Origin of the sequence: Pseudomonas sp. NS1(2017) (assembly GCF_002269425.1) — a bacterium.
GTDB lineage: Bacteria > Pseudomonadota > Gammaproteobacteria > Pseudomonadales > Pseudomonadaceae > Aquipseudomonas > Aquipseudomonas reactans.
Window position 1 is genome coordinate 2575836 of sequence record NZ_CP022960.1, and the last position, 18119, is coordinate 2593954.

Below are 18119 nucleotides of genomic sequence, written 5' to 3' on the forward strand. Positions count from 1 at the left end.
ACCCCGTGTATGCTGTGCAGCGTTTCTTTCCCTTTTCAGGAGCGCTTCCGTGACCACCAGCAATCGCATTCTTCTTGGCGTCAACATCGACCACGTCGCTACCCTGCGCCAGGCCCGGGGCACCCGTTACCCTGACCCGGTCAAGGCCGCGCTGGACGCCGAAGAAGCGGGTGCCGACGGTATCACCGTGCACCTGCGCGAAGACCGCCGCCACATCCAGGAGCGTGACGTGCTGGTGCTCAAGGACGTGCTGCAAACCCGCATGAACTTCGAAATGGGCGTCACCGAGGAAATGATGCAGTTCGCCGAGCGCATCCGCCCGGCGCACATCTGCCTGGTGCCGGAAACCCGCCAGGAACTGACCACCGAAGGCGGCCTCGACGTGGCCGGCCAGGAAGCGCGGATCAAGGCTGCCGTAGAGCGCTTGTCGAAGATCGGCAGCGAAGTCTCGCTGTTCATCGATGCCGACGAGCGCCAGATCGAAGCGTCGCGCCGTGTCGGTGCACCTGCCATCGAGCTGCACACCGGCCGTTACGCCGATGCCACTACGCCGACTGAAGTGGCCGACGAGCTGCAACGCATCATCGACGGTGTGAGTTGCGGCCTCAAGGAAGGCCTGATCGTCAACGCCGGGCATGGCCTGCACTACCACAACGTCGAAGCCGTGGCCGCGATCAAGGGTATCAACGAGCTGAACATCGGTCATGCATTGGTGGCCCACGCGTTGTTCGTCGGTTTCAAAGGCGCCGTCGCCGAGATGAAAGCCCTGATTCTGGCGGCCGCCAAGGCCTGATCCGTCGATCATTCTGTAGGAGCGAGCTTGCTCGCGAAGGTCGTCAACGATGACGCGGGGAGCCTGGCTTTCCGAGTTGTTCTAAGGTCTTTCGCGAGCAAGCTCGCTCCTACAGCCGGGGCAGGTGTATCGTATCTGCCCTTTGCAGGCCTTGGGCCTGCGGCCGATACGTGAGGTTGTTGTGTCCCGATCCTTTTCCCGTCGACAAATCCTGGGTGGTCTTGCAGGCCTGGCCGTAGTAGGTGTCGGTGCCGGTGGCGCCTACCGCTACTGGTTGGGGAAAGTTGCCGAGGCCGAGGCGGGGCATGATTACGAGCTGATCGCTGCGCCGCTCGATGTGGAGTTGGTGCCGGGCCACAAGACCGAAGCCTGGGCGTTCGGCCCGTCTGCGCCGGGCACCGAGTTACGAGTGCGCCAGGGCGAATGGTTGCGGGTACGCTTTATCAACCACCTGCCGGTCGCCACGACCATTCACTGGCATGGCATCCGCCTGCCACTGGAAATGGACGGCGTACCCTACGTTTCGCAACTGCCGGTGTTGCCCGGTGAATATTTCGATTACAAATTCCGCGTGCCCGACGCCGGCAGCTACTGGTATCACCCCCATGTGAACAGCAGCGAAGAACTCGGCCGTGGCCTGGTCGGCCCGCTGATCATCGAAGAGCGCGAACCCACCGGTTTCAAACATGAACGCACCCTCAGCCTGAAAAGCTGGCACGTGGACGAAGAGGGCGCCTTCGTCGCCTTCAGCATTCCCCGTGAGGCGGCACGCGGCGGCACCGCCGGGCGGTTGTCGACGATCAATGGCGTGTCCCAGGCCGTGATCGATTTGCCGGCCGGACAGATCACTCGCGTGCGTCTGCTCAACCTCGACAATACCCTGACCTACCGCATCAACATTCCGGATGTCGAGGCGCAGATCTACGCGCTGGACGGTAACCCCATCGAGCCGCGCCCGTTGGGCAAGGAATACTGGCTGGGCCCCGGCATGCGCATCTGCCTGGCGATCAAGGCACCGCCGGCTGGCGAGGAACTGTCGATCCGCAATGGCCCGGTGCGGCTGGGCACCTTCCGTTCGGTGGCCAATACCGACGCGCCGACTGAATGGCCGCCGACGCTGCCAGCCAACCCGATTGCCGAGCCGGACCTGGCCAACGCCGAGAAACTCAACTTCAATTTCGAGTGGGTGGGTTCGGTCTCGGTCAATACCGACAACGGCAAGCCACCCAGCCTGTGGCAGATCAACGGCAAGGCCTGGGACATCACCGACAAGACCTGCGCCGACCGCCCGATCGCCAAGCTGGAAAAGGGCAAGAGTTACATTTTCGAATTGAAGAACATGACCCAGTACCAGCACCCGATCCACCTGCATGGCATGAGCTTCAAAGTGATCGCCTCGAATCGCCACAAGGTGATCCCGTACTTCACCGACACCTATCTGCTGGGTAAAAACGAGCGCGCCCGCGTGGCGCTGGTGGCAGATAACCCAGGGGTGTGGATGTTCCACTGCCACGTGATCGACCACATGGAAACCGGCCTGATGGCCGCCATCGAGGTGGCGTGATGCGTCAGTTTCGCCCCACCGCGATCATCGACCGCAGCCGCGACCAGGACTTCATGCGCGAAGCCCTGGCCCTTGCCGCCCAAGGCGCTGCATTGGGTGAAGTCCCCGTAGGCGCTGTGTTGGTGCAGGACGGCGAAATCATCGGCCGTGGCTTCAACTGCCCCATCAGCGGCAACGACCCCAGCGCCCACGCCGAAATGGTCGCCATCCGCGCCGCCGCGCAATCCATCAGCAACTATCGCCTGGTGGGCAGCACGCTGTATGTGACCCTGGAGCCGTGCAGCATGTGTGCGGGGCTGATCGTGCATTCGCGGATTGCGCGGGTGGTGTACGGCGCGCTGGAACCCAAGGCGGGGATCGTGCAAAGCCAGGGGCAGTTTTTTACCCAGGGCTTTCTCAATCATAAGGTGCTGTTTGAAGGAGGGGTGTTGGCCGAGGAATGCGGGACGGTCTTGAGCGAGTTCTTCAAGGCGCGAAGAGCCAAGCCGTCCCTTTGAGGTTTATTTGCGGGCGATGATCACTGCCCGCATCGGCGCCGGCAGCCCTTCGATGGTTTTGCTGTGATCTTGCGGATCAAGGAAATCACTCAGCGACTGGTACTTCATCCACTCTGTCCCACGCTGTTCCTCGACGGTGGTGACGCTCACATCCACACAGCGCACATCACTGAACCCGGCACGCCGCAGCCACAGCATCAACGCTGGCACCGACGGCAGGAACCACACGTTGCGCATCTGCGCGTAGCGATCTTCCGGCACCAGCACTTGTTGCTGGTCGCCTTCGACCACCAGGGTTTCCAAGACCAGTTCACCGCCCTTGACCAGGGTGTCCTTCAGCGCCAGCAAATGCTCGATTGGCGAGCGGCGGTGATAAAACACGCCCATGGAAAACACCGTGTCGAAGCCTTCCAGGTTCTGCGGCAGGTCTTCGAACGGGAACGGCAGGTGCCAGGCCTTGGGTTCTGACAGATAACGCTGAACCGCCTGGAACTGACAGAAGAACAACCAGTTCGGATCCACGCCAATCACGCTGTCGGCCCCGGCGCCGAGCATGCGCCACATGTAGTAACCGTTGCCGCAGCCCACGTCGAGGATGCGCTTGCCCTTCAGGTTCAGGTGCGGTGCCACCCGGGACCACTTCCAGTCCGAGCGCCATTCGGTGTCCACATGCACGCCGAACAGGTTGAATGGCCCTTTGCGCCACGGACTCAGGCCCATCAGCGCGGCATGCATCTGCACGCGGGTGTCGTCATCGCAGTCGGTATCGAGTGTCAGGCCGTTGAGCAAATCCACTTCGCTGGGCTGGATGTTTGGCAGCGCATCCAGCGCACTCTGCCAGCGCTCAAGATCGCCATGACCCTTTTCCATCTTGCTATCGAGTTGCGCTTGCAGGCCCTGGGCCCACACGGCCAGGGGAGTGCCGACCAGATGGCGGGCGAGGGGGGACAAATCAATCATGGCAAGGCAATCAACGAGGCAAAGTTAAGACACTGGAACCACGGCACGACTTTCGAGAACCCTGCCGCCAACAGGCGTGCGCGGTGTTCTTCGAGGCTGTCGGGCTTCATGACGTTTTCGATGGCGCTGCGCTTCTGGGCGATTTCCAGTTCGCTGTAGCCGTTGGCGCGTTTGAACGCGATGTGCAGATCGGTGAGCAACGCGTGTTCTTCGGGATCATTGAAGCGCAGCTTTTCCGAAAGGATCAATGCACCGCCCGGCAACAATGATTGGCGGATGCGCGAGAGCAGCGTCAGGCGCTCATCGGGCGCGATGAATTGCAGGGTGAAATTCAGCGCCACCACCGAGGCCGGCTGGAACTGCAGCGCGAGGATATCGCCCTCGATGACCTCGACCGGCAGCAGTTCCTGGAACATCGAGTCCTGGCCATTGAGGTATTCACGGCAACGCTCGACCATCGCAGCCGAGTTATCCACCGCGATCACCCGGCAACCGTCGGTGCGCACATGGCGGCGCAGGGCCTGGGTCACCGCGCCAAGCGAGGATCCCAGGTCATACAGCACGCTGTTGGGTTGGGCGAACTGCGCGGCGAGTACGCCGAGGTTCTCGACGATGGTCGGGTAGCCGGGCACCGAGCGCTTGATCATGTCCGGGAACACCCGCACCACGTCCTCGTTAAAGGCGAAGTCCGGCACCTGGGGCAGGGGCTGGGCGAATAGGCGATCGGGTTCTTTGCTCACGGTTGTTCCGGCGACGAGGGGGAAAGGCCGGCATTTTAGCCAAGTTGAAGGGGGGATGCGCGGTCTGTCTGATAAACCGCGCGCGCAGGGAGAAGGCTGTTGCGTGTGAGCCCTAACTACAGGGATTGGGGTAAGTGCTAAATTTTACGGGAGTCCGTTCCACCGTGGAGATCGAATTCGACCTCAACGGTAATGCGATTTTCGGGGTCAAAGACCGCAACGGCTTTAATCGTACAGGTTCCAAAAGAGTGCTTTTGTTTATGGTCGGCGGTGATGTGTAAAGTAGCGGATTCGGTGTCATAGAGATAGGGAAGTCCGTTATACCGGACTTCTGCGCTCTGAAAATCACTGTCTGTATACAACTCATACGTTCCGCTCTTTACATCCCTTACGACCGTGATCGTGACTGATGTAAGCAACGCTTCCGGGCGGCTGTCGTTGCCATATATTTCCATCGAGTTATTCACGTAATGCACGTGAACGAAATCTGCGTTCAAAGCAGGTTTTTGTTCGATGGTGGCGGTTAAGGTGCCCGTTGTCGGACTTTTTGGGCTTTTTTTAGTTTGGGTAGTCATTTGCTTTTCCCTTATGTTAGATGAGCTTTTTGTTCATCCTTTCAGGGGAATTTATGAGCATTTCTGCGCTTGATCTACTGTGATACTTGACAGTTTTTTATTGTAGTTTGCTATAGGCCTTCGTTACGGATGGAATATAGACGGCGCGTACAATGATTCATTTACGAGTGAGATCGAGAAGACTGCGAAAATGCAGATGCCGTGATGCCCCACTGGCCCAGCCAATAAGTACTGATCAGCAAATATGGCGCTGCATCGAACGCCACCACAAACCGATTGATACCAATCAGCGTGTCAGAAAACACAAACAACGCCGCGCCCGCCGCCGCCAACCATGCCGAGCGTTTCGGCACATCGCTGCCCAGTCGCGCCAACGCACGCCAGAGCATGGCACTGATCACGGTTGCATAAACCACCACTGGAATCAGCAGGTCGCCCAGGCCACGGGAGATCAGGATGCTCAGCAGGATCGCGCCCACGCCCAGCGCCAATACCAGCGGCAGCAGTGCCAAGCGGCGACAATCACTGAAATAGGCTTTGAGGTACGCCAAATGCGCAAACAGGAAGGCACCCAAGCCGAAGATGAACAGGTCGCCCGGCCAGGCCAGCAGCACATCGCCCACCAGGGAAAAAATCAACCCCAGGCTGATCCAGCGTCGATAGTCGGTGGGCGGCGCGTCATGCAGCCAGCCTAGCAGCGCCAGCACCGGCAGCGGTTTGACCAACAGGCACAACAAGGTGGCATGGGTGGCAAGGCCGTAGATAAAGGTGCCGGCGCCCATCAACGCAAGAATCAGCCATGGCATATCAGTTCACCGTGATGGCGCAGTCAAAGGTTTCGACGGGTTCGGCTTCCGGCTCCCAGGGTTGCTGGGAGGTCAGGCGCAAACGACCCTGGCCGGTGGCGAAAGCCTGGAAGCGCCAGGTCGACTGGCCGCCGCCACCGATCACGCCGGATTCCGAGCTGCTGTAGACCTCCGGACTCAACGCGCGCAGCACGCCGCCAGCGGAATCCTGGATGGCCCAGCGGTAGCCGGTGGTGGGGTTGCTCGGTAGCGTGAGGGTCAGGTTTTGGCCGCTTTTAAGCTGGAGCGGGCACGCACTCTGGTTGTCCACGGTGATGTTTTGCTTCGGTGCACTGGCGCACGCGGCCAGCAGGGCAAGGCTCAAGGGGAGAAGCAGGCGGGCAGCGGTCATGGGGGCTCCGTTCATTCACGACGAAGGGCGAGCATAACCGAAGATGAGACAAGGTGTGACAGGAGGGGATTTTGTGGTGACTGGGCGGGCGCTTTCGCGAGCAAGCCCGCTCCCACATTTTGACCGGGTACATCCTTTGGAATGCGGTCAAAATGTGGGAGCGGGCTTGCTCGCGAAGAGGGCATTAAAGCCGATAGAGATCTGTCAGAACAGCACTTTCGCCACATCCGCAAAGCGCTTGGCAAAGTGCACCGTCATGCCTTCTTTCAAGTATTCCGGCAACTCTTCATAGCTGCCACGGTTCGGCTCCGGCAGGATCAGCTCATGAATCTTCTGGCGCCGCGCTGCAATCACCTTTTCGCGTACGCCGCCAATCGGCAGCACATGCCCGGTCAACGTCAGCTCGCCGGTCATGGCCACGCCTTTTTTCGGCGGCTGGTTACGTGCCAGCGACAGCAGCGCACTGGCCATGGTCACCCCGGCGCTCGGGCCGTCTTTCGGCGTGGCGCCTTCCGGCACATGCAAGTGCACGAAGGCCTCATCGAAGAACTTCGCATCACCGCCAAACGACTTCAGGTTCGAGCTGATGTAGCTGTAGGCGATTTCCGCGGACTCCTTCATCACTTCACCCAACTGCCCGGTGAGCTTGAAACCGCGATTGAGCGTGTGGATACGCGTTGCCTCGATCGGCAAGGTCGCGCCGCCCATGCTGGTCCAGGCCAGCCCCGTGATCACGCCGGTGCCGGATAGCACTTGCTCATTGCGGAACACCGGGATGCCCAGGGAGCTTTCGAGGTCTTTGTTGCCAATCTTGATCACCGAGTCCGGCTCGTCCAGCAACTTGACCACGGCTTTGCGCACCAGCTTGCCCAGTTGTTTTTCCAACTGACGCACGCCGGCTTCCCGCGCATAGCCATCGATCAATGCACGCAAAGCGCCGTCGCTGATGGTCAGGCTGTTTTTCGACACGCCGGCTTTTTCCAGCTGTTTCGGCCACAGGTGGCGTTTGGCGATGGCGACTTTTTCTTCGGTGATATAGCCCGACAGGCGAATCACTTCCATACGGTCCAGCAGTGGGCCGGGGATGGAATCCAAAGTGTTGGCAGTGCACACGAACAGCACTTTGGACAGGTCCAGGCGCAGGTCCAGGTAGTGGTCGAGGAATTCGACGTTCTGCTCGGGATCGAGGGTTTCCAGCAAGGCCGACGCCGGGTCGCCCTGGAAGCTTTGGCCCATCTTGTCGATCTCATCGAGCATGATCACCGGGTTCATCACTTCCACATCCTTGAGCGCCTGCACCAGCTTGCCCGGCAGGGCGCCGATGTAGGTGCGGCGATGGCCCTTGATCTCGGCCTCATCGCGCATGCCGCCGACACTGAAGCGGTAGAACGGCCGGCCCAGGGACTCGGCGATGGATTTACCCACGCTGGTCTTGCCCACGCCCGGCGGGCCGACCAGCAGCACGATGGAGCCGGCGACTTCGCCCTTATAGGCACCCACCGCAAGGAATTCGAGGATGCGGCTCTTGATGTCATCCAGGCCCGCGTGGTGTTTATCCAACACCTTGCGTGCATGTTTCAGGTCGAGTTTATCCTCGCCATACACGCCCCACGGCACCGAGGTGGCCCAGTCCAGGTAGTTGCGGGTCACCGCGTATTCCGGCGATCCGGTTTCGAGGATCGACAGTTTGTTCAATTCTTCATCGATGCGTTTTTTCGCCTGGGGCGGCAGCACTTTGCCTTCCAGGCGTTGCTCGAACTGTTCGACGTCGGCACTGCGGTCGTCCTTGGTCAGGCCCAGCTCCTGCTGGATGACTTTGAGTTGTTCCTTGAGGAAGAACTCGCGCTGGTGCTCGCCGATCTTGCGGTTGACCTCGGCGGACAGTTCTTTTTGCAGGCGCGCGACTTCAACCTCTTTGCGCAGCATCGGTAGCACTTTTTCCATGCGCTTGAGCATGGGCACGCAGTCCAGCACTTCCTGCAACTCGTTACCAGTGGCCGACGTCAGCGCGGCGGCGAAGTCGGTGAGTGGCGACGGGTCGTTGGGGCTGAAGCGGTTGAGGTAGTTCTTCAACTCTTCGCTGTACAGCGGGTTGAGTGGCAGCAGTTCCTTGATCGCATTGATCAGCGCCATGCCGTAGGCCTTGACCTCATCAGTCGGCTCGCTCGGCTGGTGTGGGTATTCGACTTCCACCAGGTACGGCGGGCGATGGTGCTTGAGCCAGGTCTTGATGCGCACGCGCGTCAGGCCCTGGGCGACGAATTGCAGCTTGCCGTTTTCGCGGCTGGCGTGGTGCACCTTCACCAGGGTGCCGTACAGCGGCAGGCTGGAGGTGTCGAAGTGGCGCGGGTCTTCCGGCGGCGTGTCCATGAAAAACAGCGCCAGGGAGTGGTGGTCGGATTTGCTCACCAACTCCAGGGTCTCGGCCCACGGCTCTTCATTGACGATCACCGGCAGCACTTGCGCCGGGAAGAAGGGCCGGTTGTGGATCGGGATGATGTAGACCTTGTCCGGCAGGTTTTGCCCAGGCAAGGCCAGGCCGGTATTGGACGAGGCGGATTCAGCGTTTTCGGGGTCGGCGTAGTCGTTGAGGTCGTAATCAGGGAATTCTTGCTGGTCGCTCATGGGGCACCTGCATAAGGAAGTATGCAGGTTAGATGGGGCGGGGTAGCGGTGGTTTCAATGGTCGCGTGAAGTTAGCAACAATTTGCATGAATTCAGCTGATCTTGTGCAGATAGCTCGGCAATGGCTGCTCCGGCAGCACTGACAACACTTTCAATCTTTGCAGCATGCGCTGGCGTGCACGCTGCAGGTGCTCACGCAGGTTCAACGCCGCCGCATCAAATGCGCCATGCAGCAGCAATTCCAGAATCAGGCGATGTTCGGCGAGCATGGCCGGATCGGCGCCGATCCCCAGCAAACGGTAAAAAATCCGGCTGATGATCATCGGGCTCTGCCCCTGGCGAATCAGCGCCGCAATCTTGCGGTTCTGCAGGCCGGCGAGGCAGCGCTGGTGCAAGTCCTCCTCGATCTGCTCGATGGCCTCCAGGCTGCAGTGGGCGCTGTCCTGGGCGTCCAGCACGCGTTGCAACATGGCTTCCAGCATTTCGCGGTCCAGCCCCGGCGCGCTCTGGCGCAGGGCTTCGGGTTCCAGGCAGGCGCGCAGCTCGTAGTCTTCGGTGACTTCACGGGCGGTCAGCGGTCCGGCCAACCATTGGGAGTAGGGCTCTTTTTCCACTAACCCGCGGTCGCGCAGGCGCATCAGCGCTTCACGCACTACCGCGCGGCTGACGCCGTAGTGGTCGGCGGCCGCCTGCTCGTCCAGGCGGTAATGGCCGAAGGCAATGCAGGTGGACAACGCCGCGCCGATTTCCTCGACGATGCGCTCGCCCAGGGGCCGCGTGTCCACCAACTCATCTTCGCCATTGAGGCCCAGGTGCGCATGGCTCAAGGGCAGGCGCAGCGGTTCCATCACCAGGCCGTCGGGGTTGATCAGGTAACCCCGGCCGTTGAAGCGGCAGATCAGCCCTTCTTCATGCAGCAGGTCCAGGGCCCGGCGCACCGGCACACGACTGGTGCCGAACAATTCGGCCAGCGGCGCTTCCAGCAAGACCAGGCCGTGGCGCGCGGTGCCGTTGACGATCGCATCACGCAATACCTGATGAATCATCGCGTAACGGGAGGCCGGGGCGGACGCTGCTTTCATTGCTTTCTCTGGGGCTTGTAGGACGGTGGCCGGGGATTCTCTCATAAGTTGCGCCTGTCACCCTGCGCCACAGCGGCGGCACCTTTGTGGGGCTCGGAATCGTGGAATGTTACTTTTCTGCACCAAAATGTATTTATTAATAAAAGATACATTATTTCATTGAAGGCGCTTTCCTGTGACCTGGCAAGATTTTTTCCGACTGTTTAAAACCATCTATCCCGTAGCTCTAGGCGAAATCCTCCGATTGCGTAAAAGCTGCCTGAGAAAGACTGGCACGAAAGCTGCCTCTGCAAAATGTATATTTTATTAATAAGTACATTTTGTGAGGGGCACCTTGATGTCAGACGCCACTTCAATGGCCGAGGATTTCGCCAGCGGTCGCAACGACCCTGTGCAAGCCCTTGAGCAGGCACTCGAAAAGGCGAGCCGGGCCCCGGCAGTCTTTATCAACCTGACCGCCGAGCGTGCGCGCCGCGAAGCCGAAGCCTCTGCCCCTCGTTGGCGCGCCGGCCAGCCGTTGAGCGTATTCGACGGCGTGCCCCTGGCCTGGAAAGACTTGTTCGATGTGGCCGGCAGCATTACCACCGCTGGCGCGGCTTACCGCCGCAACGCGCCCGCTGCGTTGCTCGACGCACCGATCGTGGGCCTGCTGTGCCGCGCCGGGATGGTCAGCGTGGGCAAGACCAACCTCAGCGAACTGGCCTATTCCGGCCTGGGCCTGAACCCGCATTTCGGCACGCCGCACAATCCCCTTGGCATTGACCAACCACGCATTCCAGGTGGTTCGTCGTCCGGTTCAGCGGTGGCCGTTGCTGCCGGAATCGTGCCCATCGCCATGGGCACCGACACCGCCGGTTCGATCCGCATCCCCTCGGCGTTCAACGGCCTGGTGGGTTACCGCAGCAGCAGCCGACGCTACAGCCGCGACGGCGTGTTCCCCCTGGCGCACACCCTCGACAGCCTCGGTCCGCTGACCCGCAGCGTACGTGATGCCCTGGCCATCGATGACCTGCTGCATGGCCGCAGCCAAACCCACACCGCTCGCAGCCTCAAGGGTCAGCGCTTTGTGCTGGCGCAACAGGATGCTGAGCCCGCTGTGCGCAACAACCTGCTGCGCGCCGTGGAGCAACTCAAGGCCCACGGCGCGCTGATCGAGGAGCGTGAATGCCCGACCTTCCAGGCCACCCTGGACCTGATCAAACACCACGGCTGGCTCGGTTCCTTCGAAGCTTTCGCCCTGCACGAAGCCTTGCTCGACAGCCCCGACGCCGAACAACTCGACCCACGTGTACGCCGCCGCCTCGAAGCTGCGCGCGCGCTGCCGGCCAGCCAGCTTCTTCATCTGATTGACGCTCGGCGCCGCCTGCAACAACAACTGGTCGACGACCTCGACGGCGCCATCCTGATCACCCCCACCGTCGCCCACGTCGCACCCGCATTGGCAGCGCTGGAAGCCGACGACGACCTGTTTGTGAACACTAACCTCGCCACCCTGCGCCTGACCATGCCCGGCAGTTTGCTCGACATGCCCGGCGTCACCCTGCCCAGCGGCCGCGATGCCCAGGGCCTGCCCACCGGGCTGCTGCTCAGCGCCCCGACGGGGGAAGACGCTCGCCTGCTGCGCGCAGCGTTGTCCGTCGAATCCGTACTCAACGTTTAAGGAGACACATCATGGCTAAAGACATTCTCTGTGCATTCGGCGTCGACGTTGACGCCGTCGCTGGCTGGCTCGGTTCCTACGGCGGCGAAGATTCGCCGGACGACATCTCCCGTGGCCTGTTCGCCGGTGAAGTCGGCGCGCCGCGCCTGCTCAAATTGTTCGAACGCTACGGCCTGCGTACCACCTGGTTTATCCCTGGTCACTCGATGGAAACCTTCCCCGAGCAAATGAAAGCCGTGGCCGACGCCGGTCACGAAATCGGTGTGCACGGCTACAGCCATGAAAACCCGATTGCGATGACGGCCGAGCAAGAAGAAATCGTCCTGGATAAATCCATCGAGCTGATCACCCAGGTCACCGGCAAACGCCCGACGGGCTACGTGGCGCCGTGGTGGGAATTCAGCAAGGTCACCAACGAACTGCTGCTGAAAAAAGGCATCAAGTACGACCACAGCCTGATGCACAACGACTTCCACCCCTACTACGTGCGCAAGGGCGACAGCTGGACCAAGATCGACTACAGCCAGCACCCCGACACCTGGATGAAACCCCTGGTGCGCGGCGAAGAAACCGACTTGGTGGAGATCCCGGCCAACTGGTACCTGGACGACCTGCCGCCGATGATGTTCATCAAGAAAGCCCCCAACAGCCACGGCTTCGTCAACCCGCGTCACCTCGAAGAAATGTGGCGCGACCAGTTTGACTGGGTCTACCGCGAACACGAACACGCGGTGTTCACCATGACCATCCATCCCGACGTCTCCGGCCGCCCGCAAGTGCTGTTGATGCTGGAGCGCCTGATCGAACACATCCAGAGCCATGCCGGCGTGCGCTTTGTCACCTTCGACGAAATCGCCGACGACTTCATCCGCCGCCAACCCCGTACCTGACTCCTTAATCCCCGAGGCGCGACCCATGTCCATCTACAACAAGCTTGACCTGACTGGCTGGAAACCCCGGCAACTGACGTCCAAGGAGGTGCGTTTCGCCACCTGGATCGCGTTTTTCGCCTGGGTGTTTGCGGTGTATGACTTCATTTTGTTCGGCACCTTGCTGCCGGAGATCGGCCGGCATTTTGGCTGGGGTGAAGTGGAGCAAGCTGAAATCGCGACCTGGGTGGCGGTGGGCACGGCGGTAGTGGCATTTGCCATCGGCCCGGTGGTGGACAAATTGGGGCGCCGCACCGGGATTATCTTCACCGTCGCCGGTTCCGCACTGTGCTCGGCGCTGACTGCGATTGGCGGCGCGTGGGGCAAGTCGCCGCTGATCCTGATCCGTTCGTTGGGTGGTTTGGGTTATGCCGAAGAAACCGTCAACGCCACTTACCTGAGTGAGTTGTACGGCGCCTCCGAAGATCCGCGTCTTACCAAACGCCGTGGCTTTATCTACAGCCTGGTGCAAGGTGGCTGGCCGGTAGGTGCTTTGATTGCCGCCGGTTTGACCGCGCTGTTGCTGCCGATCATTGGCTGGCAGGGCTGCTTCATCTTCGCCGCGATCCCGGCGATTGTCATCGCGATCATGGCGCGCAAGCTCAAGGAGAGCCCGCAGTTCCAGATCCACCAGCGCATCAGCCAATTGCGTAAAAGCGGCGCGGTGACTGAAGCGCAAAACGTCGCCGCCACCTATGGCGTGGACTACGACGAACACAGCAAGGCGGGCCTCAAAGCCGCGTTCCGTGGCCCGGCGCGTCGCGCCACGTTGGTGATCGGCGCGGCACTGTTGCTCAACTGGGCGGCGATCCAGGTGTTCAGCGTGCTCGGTACCTCGGTGATCATCAGCGTGCACCACATCTCGTTCGAGAACTCGCTGATCATCCTCGTGCTGTCGAACCTGGTGGGGTACTGCGGTTACCTTAGCCACGGCTGGATGGGCGACAAGATTGGTCGTCGCAACGTGATCGGCCTGGGCTGGATGCTCGGCGGGCTGTCGTTCGCCGGGATGCTGTTTGGCCCGAGCAATATGCCGATGGTGGTCGGGCTGTACAGCCTGGGCCTGTTCTTCCTGATCGGGCCGTACTCGGCGGCGTTGTTCTTTATCAGTGAGAGTTTCCCCACCAGCATCCGCGCCACCGGTGGCGCAATCATCCACGCCATGGGCCCGATCGGCGCGGTGGTCGCAGGTTTTGGCGCGACCCAAGTGTTGTCCGCCGGCAGCGACTGGCAGACCGCCGCGCTGTGGTTCGGCGCACTGCCGTGCTTCCTGTCCGGCGCCTTGATGTTTGCCGCACGCCATGTACGTCCGGAAACCGTTCAGTAAGGAGTGTTTGATGAGCCGTAAAGTTGCCTTGATTACCGGTGCTGCCAGCGGCATCGGCCAAGCCCTCGCTGTGGCCTATGCCCGTAACGGCGTGGCGGTGGTCGGCGGGTATTACCCGGCCGATCCCCATGACCCGCAGACCACCGTCTGCCTTGTGGCAGAGGCGGGCGGCGAGTGCCTGATGCTGCCGTTGGACGTGGGTGACACTGCTTCTGTCGATGCACTGGCCGCGCAAGCCATCCAGCATTTCGGCCGACTCGATTACGCCGTGGCCAACGCCGGCCTGCTGCGCCGCGCACCCTTGCTGGAGATGACCGATGCGTTGTGGGACGAAATGCTCAACGTCGACCTCACGGGGGTGATGCGCACCTTCCGCGCGGCGACCCGGCATATGCATGCAGGCGGCGCGCTGGTGGCGATTTCGTCGATTGCCGGCGGCGTGTATGGCTGGCAGGAGCACAGTCACTACGCGGCGGCCAAGGCTGGCGTGCCGGGGTTGTGCCGGTCGCTGGCGGTGGAATTGGCGGCCAAGGGCATTCGTTGCAATGCAGTGATCCCTGGGTTGATCGAGACGCCGCAGTCGCTGGATGCAAAAAACTCGCTCGGGCCGGAAGGCTTGGCCAAAGCTGCGCGGGCGATTCCGTTGGGCCGAGTAGGGCGGGCGGATGAAGTGGCGTCGCTGGTGCAGTTTTTGACCAGTGACGCGTCGAGTTATCTGACCGGGCAAAGCATCGTTATCGACGGCGGCCTAACCGTCCGCTGGCCTGACTGACAGGAGTTTTTGTATGTCTCAACTCGTTAATCGCCGCGCCGTGATCACCGGCGCCGGCAGCGGCATCGGTGCCGCCATCGCCCGTGCCTACGCCGCTGAAGGCGCGCGCCTGGTGCTGGCCGACCGCAACGCCGCCAGCCTCGCGGAAACGGCGATCACCTGCCGCAACCTCGGCGCCGAGGTGTTCGAATGCTTGGCCGATGTAGGCACTGTCGAAGGTGCCCAAGCGAGCGTCGACCGCTGCGTCGAACACTTCGGCGGCATCGATATCCTGGTCAACAACGCCGGCATGCTCACCCAGGCGCGCTGCGTCGACCTGTCCATCGAAATGTGGAACGACATGCTGCGCGTCGACCTCACCAGTGTGTTCGTCGCCAGCCAGCGCGCCTTGCCGCACATGCTCGCGCAGCGTTGGGGGCGGATCATCAACGTCGCCTCGCAACTGGGCATCAAGGGAGGCGCCGAGCTGACCCATTACGCCGCCGCCAAGGCCGGGGTGATCGGCTTCACCAAGTCCCTGGCCCTGGAAGTGGCCAAGGACAATGTGCTGGTCAACGCCATCGCGCCCGGCCCGATCGAGACGCCTTTGGTGGGTGGTATCAGCGACGACTGGAAGCGCGCCAAGGCCAAGGAATTGCCCCTGGGGCGCTTCGGCCTGGCGGATGAAGTGGCGCCCACGGCGGTGCTGCTGGCCAGCGAGCCCGGTGGCAACCTGTTCGTCGGCCAGACCCTGGGCCCGAACTCCGGCGACGTCATGCCATGAGTGAGGTATAGCCATGTGCGGACTCTGCGGACTGCTCGGCGAAGACCTGCACTGGAGCGATCCTTTGGGCGACGAACTGCCCCGACGCCGCGAACGCCTGCGCCGAATCGCCGCCATCAACCAGGTGCTGGCGGTATTCCGGCTCAAGGTCGAAGATTTCCAGGGCGCGTCGTATCTGCTGTTGGGCGCTACCGGTAAGCAGGAATTGGCCAGCGGTCTGGATCAACTGTGGCAGGCGGCCGAGGCCATGCTCGGCCGTCCCTTGGACCCTCTCGATCCCCAACTGCTCGATCATTTGGAATACAACTCTCTGTAGGAGCGAGCTTGCTCGCGAAGGTCGTCAATGACAACGCGGGCGGTCTGGATGAACGCGGTGCCTGTGCGTTCTGCGCGAGCAAGCTCGCTCCTACAGGGGGCGGAGGTAACTATGAGCATTGCCCTTAATGTCATCACCGGCTTCCTTGGCAGCGGCAAGACCACCTTGCTCAAACGTCTGCTGCAAGGCGAAAGCCTGGGCGACACCGCGCTGCTGATCAACGAATTCGGCGATGTCGGCATCGACCATCTGCTAGTGGAAGAGGTGGCACCTGACACCGTGCTGTTGCCCAGCGGCTGTGTGTGCTGCTCAATTCGTGGCGAGTTGAAAGACGCGCTGCTCGGCCTGCTGCAACGCCGCGAGCGCGGTGAAATCCCGGCGTTCAAGCGCGTCATTCTGGAGACCACCGGCTTGGCCGATCCGGCGCCGATTCTTGCCACCCTGAACAACGACGTGCAACTGCGCGGGCGTTTCCATGTTGGCCTGGTGATCACCCTGGTCGACGCCAGCCACGCCGCCCTGCAAGAACGCCTGCACCCGGAATGGCTGGCGCAGGTGGCGGCGGCGGATCGCCTGCTGTTGAGCAAGACCGACCTGGCCGGCGATTGCACGGCGTTGCGCGCTCACTTGCAGGCGCTGAATGCCGGTACGCCGATCCTCGATACCCACGACATCCACAGCGGCGATCAACTGCTGCTCGGCGAAGGTCTGCGCAGCGCCGAACCCGCCGTGGAAGTCAGTCGCTGGCAACTGCATCGCACCACCACCGCTACCCACGGCGCCGCCCAAGTGTGCAGCCTGACCTTTGACCAGCCGCTGGACTGGGTGGGTTTCGGGGTGTGGTTGTCGATGCTGTTAAGATGCCACGGCGAACGAATCCTCCGTGTGAAAGGGCTGCTCAACGTGAACGCCAGTAACGCCCCCATCGTCATTCATGGTGTGCAGCATTGCCTGCATGCGCCGGTTCATTTGCCTGCATGGCCGGGCACCGATCGGCAGTCGCGCCTGGTGTTTATCCTGCGTGGCCTAGACCCCGAACTGTTGCGACGTTCCTTCAACGTGTTCTCGCGGCGGTTCGCGGCATGATCACTCTGCGCGTCCTCGGCACCTCCGTTACCCTGCTTGAATGCCTGCGCGTCCGCGCCGAGCAGGAGCTGGGCATTCGACTGATCTACCAAGTGCACGATGTCGAGCAGGCCCAGCGCATCGCGGTGATGCAGCCTGAGAGCTACGACCTGTACGACCAATGGTTCCACAACGTCGACTTCGTGTGGCCAGCCCGGGCGATCCAGCCCATCGACACCCGGCGCATTGCGCTGTGGCACGAGATCAATGACCTGCCCAAGCGTGGGCGCCTGTCGCCCGATGACCGACTGGGCAGCGGCAGCGTGCCCAGCGAACGGTTGTTCGTGCAGCACGACGGCAGCCTCGGCAGCACGGTCACCGATCGCATCAGTATGTTGCCCCTGACCCACAACGCCGACAGTTTCGCCTACCGGCCCGAACGCTTGCCCGAAGGTTTTTGCCACGGTAACGAAAGCTGGGGCTGGCTGTTGGACCCCGCCTGGCGTGCGCGCACGGCCTTGCAGAGTGACGCGGCGATTGGTGCGTTGGATGCTGCATTGGCGGTGCAGGGCGCGGGGCTGGCCAGTTTCAGGGACATCGGCAATATGAGCATCGAAGAGATCGACGTGTTGGCCGACATCCTGGTGCGCAAGCAGAAGGAGGGGCACTTTGCGGCGTTCTGGTCTGATGATGAAGAAGCGGCGCAATTGATGCTCAGCCCGAGTATCGATATTCAGAGCCTGTGGTCGCCGACTTTGATGCGCCTGCATCGTGCGGGGGTGAAATACCGCTTGGCGGTGCCGCGTGAAGGGTATCGCGCGTGGTTTGGTGGGTTGTCGTTGTCGCGGCATGCGAAGGGGGCGGTGTTGGATGCGGCCTATGCGTATTTGAATTGGTGGTTGTCGGGGTGGCCAGGGGCGGTGATGGCGCGCCAGGGTTATTACATTGGCAACCCGGCGCGGAGTCGGGATCACTTGAGCAGTGCGGAGTGGGATTACTGGTATGCCGGCAAGCCTGCTCGGGAGGAGTTGCTGGGGAGTGATGGGTTGCCGTTGATTGATGTGGGGGAGGTGCGGGATGGGGGGGCTTATGAGGCGCGCATGGGGCACATTGCGGTGTGGAATTCTGTGATGGATGAGCATAATTATCTGGTGCGGCGGTGGGGGGATTTTATGCGGGCTCGGTGTGTTTGATTGACTGAGTACTTATCCGTTGCTGCGGTAACGGCTGATATGGGTTCCGCCCTTACGGCGG

At 61.6% G+C, this 18119-nt stretch carries 18 protein-coding genes; 11 read left to right on the top strand and 7 right to left on the bottom strand.

Features of this window, described 5'->3' with window-relative positions:
• Nucleotides 1-49: 49 nt before the first annotated feature.
• The 3 genes from pdxJ to tadA all read left to right on the top strand — a co-directional run bounded on the left by pdxJ (nt 50) and on the right by tadA (nt 2854).
• Nucleotides 50-793: a pyridoxine 5'-phosphate synthase gene (gene pdxJ, locus CI807_RS12210; protein WP_095014831.1), complete on the top strand. Its 744-nt coding sequence runs from the start codon at nt 50-52 to the stop codon at nt 791-793.
• Nucleotides 794-974: 181 nt separating this feature from the next.
• Entirely contained in the window at nt 975-2357 is a 1383-nt protein-coding gene (locus CI807_RS12220; protein ID WP_157742017.1) for a multicopper oxidase family protein, read from the top strand.
• Nucleotides 2357-2854 carry a tRNA adenosine(34) deaminase TadA gene (gene tadA / locus CI807_RS12225; RefSeq protein WP_095014833.1) on the top strand — a complete coding sequence of 166 codons (498 nt, stop codon included), beginning with the start codon at nt 2357-2359 and terminating at the stop codon, nt 2852-2854. The genes CI807_RS12220 and tadA overlap by 1 nt, the downstream gene beginning before the upstream one ends.
• Before the next feature lie 3 nt (nt 2855-2857).
• Here the strand turns inward: tadA and cmoB are convergent, their stop codons facing one another.
• From cmoB to CI807_RS12260, 7 genes are all read right to left on the bottom strand, one after another.
• A complete protein-coding gene (cmoB, locus tag CI807_RS12230) occupies nt 2858-3814 on the bottom strand; it encodes a tRNA 5-methoxyuridine(34)/uridine 5-oxyacetic acid(34) synthase CmoB (protein WP_095014834.1) in 957 nt (318 codons plus the stop codon).
• On the bottom strand, nt 3811-4554 hold the full coding sequence (gene cmoA / locus CI807_RS12235; protein ID WP_095014835.1) for a carboxy-S-adenosyl-L-methionine synthase CmoA: 744 nt from the start codon (nt 4552-4554) through the stop codon (nt 3811-3813). The genes cmoB and cmoA overlap by 4 nt, the downstream gene beginning before the upstream one ends.
• Nucleotides 4555-4691: 137 nt before the next feature.
• Complete coding sequence (locus CI807_RS12240) at nt 4692-5129, bottom strand: hypothetical protein (RefSeq protein ID WP_095014836.1); 438 nt, start codon at nt 5127-5129, stop codon at nt 4692-4694.
• Nucleotides 5130-5290: 161 nt separating this feature from the next.
• Nucleotides 5291-5935 (bottom strand): lysoplasmalogenase, encoded by a 645-nt coding sequence (locus tag CI807_RS12245; protein WP_095014837.1) that lies wholly within the window; start codon nt 5933-5935, stop codon nt 5291-5293.
• Between the two features lies 1 nt (nt 5936).
• Nucleotides 5937-6326 carry a protease inhibitor I42 family protein gene (locus CI807_RS12250; protein ID WP_095014838.1) on the bottom strand — a complete coding sequence of 130 codons (390 nt, stop codon included), beginning with the start codon at nt 6324-6326 and terminating at the stop codon, nt 5937-5939.
• 204 nt (nt 6327-6530) lie between these two features.
• Nucleotides 6531-8951, bottom strand: coding sequence for an endopeptidase La (gene lon, locus CI807_RS12255; protein WP_095014839.1), 2421 nt, complete (start codon nt 8949-8951; stop codon nt 6531-6533).
• 92 nt (nt 8952-9043) lie between these two features.
• The gene (locus CI807_RS12260; RefSeq protein WP_095014840.1) at nt 9044-10033 is read right to left on the bottom strand and encodes a GntR family transcriptional regulator; all 990 of its coding nucleotides are present in this window, start codon (nt 10031-10033) and stop codon (nt 9044-9046) included.
• 337 nt (nt 10034-10370) lie between these two features.
• Between CI807_RS12260 and CI807_RS12265 the strand changes: the two genes are divergently transcribed.
• The 8 genes from CI807_RS12265 to CI807_RS12300 all read left to right on the top strand — a co-directional run bounded on the left by CI807_RS12265 (nt 10371) and on the right by CI807_RS12300 (nt 18058).
• A complete protein-coding gene (locus CI807_RS12265; RefSeq protein WP_095014841.1) occupies nt 10371-11693 on the top strand; it encodes an amidase in 1323 nt (440 codons plus the stop codon).
• Nucleotides 11694-11704: 11 nt separating this feature from the next.
• The gene (locus CI807_RS12270) at nt 11705-12583 is read left to right on the top strand and encodes a polysaccharide deacetylase (protein WP_010212857.1); all 879 of its coding nucleotides are present in this window, start codon (nt 11705-11707) and stop codon (nt 12581-12583) included.
• A 25-nt stretch (nt 12584-12608) separates the two neighbouring features.
• The gene (locus CI807_RS12275; RefSeq protein ID WP_095014842.1) at nt 12609-13949 is read left to right on the top strand and encodes an MFS transporter; all 1341 of its coding nucleotides are present in this window, start codon (nt 12609-12611) and stop codon (nt 13947-13949) included.
• A 10-nt stretch (nt 13950-13959) separates the two neighbouring features.
• Complete coding sequence (locus CI807_RS12280; protein WP_095014843.1) at nt 13960-14721, top strand: SDR family NAD(P)-dependent oxidoreductase; 762 nt, start codon at nt 13960-13962, stop codon at nt 14719-14721.
• Nucleotides 14722-14734: 13 nt separating this feature from the next.
• Entirely contained in the window at nt 14735-15484 is a 750-nt protein-coding gene (locus CI807_RS12285; protein WP_095014844.1) for an SDR family NAD(P)-dependent oxidoreductase, read from the top strand.
• A 13-nt stretch (nt 15485-15497) separates the two neighbouring features.
• The gene (locus tag CI807_RS12290; RefSeq protein ID WP_095014845.1) at nt 15498-15800 is read left to right on the top strand and encodes a hypothetical protein; all 303 of its coding nucleotides are present in this window, start codon (nt 15498-15500) and stop codon (nt 15798-15800) included.
• Between the two features lie 111 nt (nt 15801-15911).
• Nucleotides 15912-16886, top strand: coding sequence for a GTP-binding protein (locus CI807_RS12295; protein WP_095014846.1), 975 nt, complete (start codon nt 15912-15914; stop codon nt 16884-16886).
• A complete protein-coding gene (locus CI807_RS12300; protein ID WP_095014847.1) occupies nt 16883-18058 on the top strand; it encodes a PotD/PotF family extracellular solute-binding protein in 1176 nt (391 codons plus the stop codon). The genes CI807_RS12295 and CI807_RS12300 overlap by 4 nt, the downstream gene beginning before the upstream one ends.
• Nucleotides 18059-18119 lie beyond the last annotated feature (61 nt).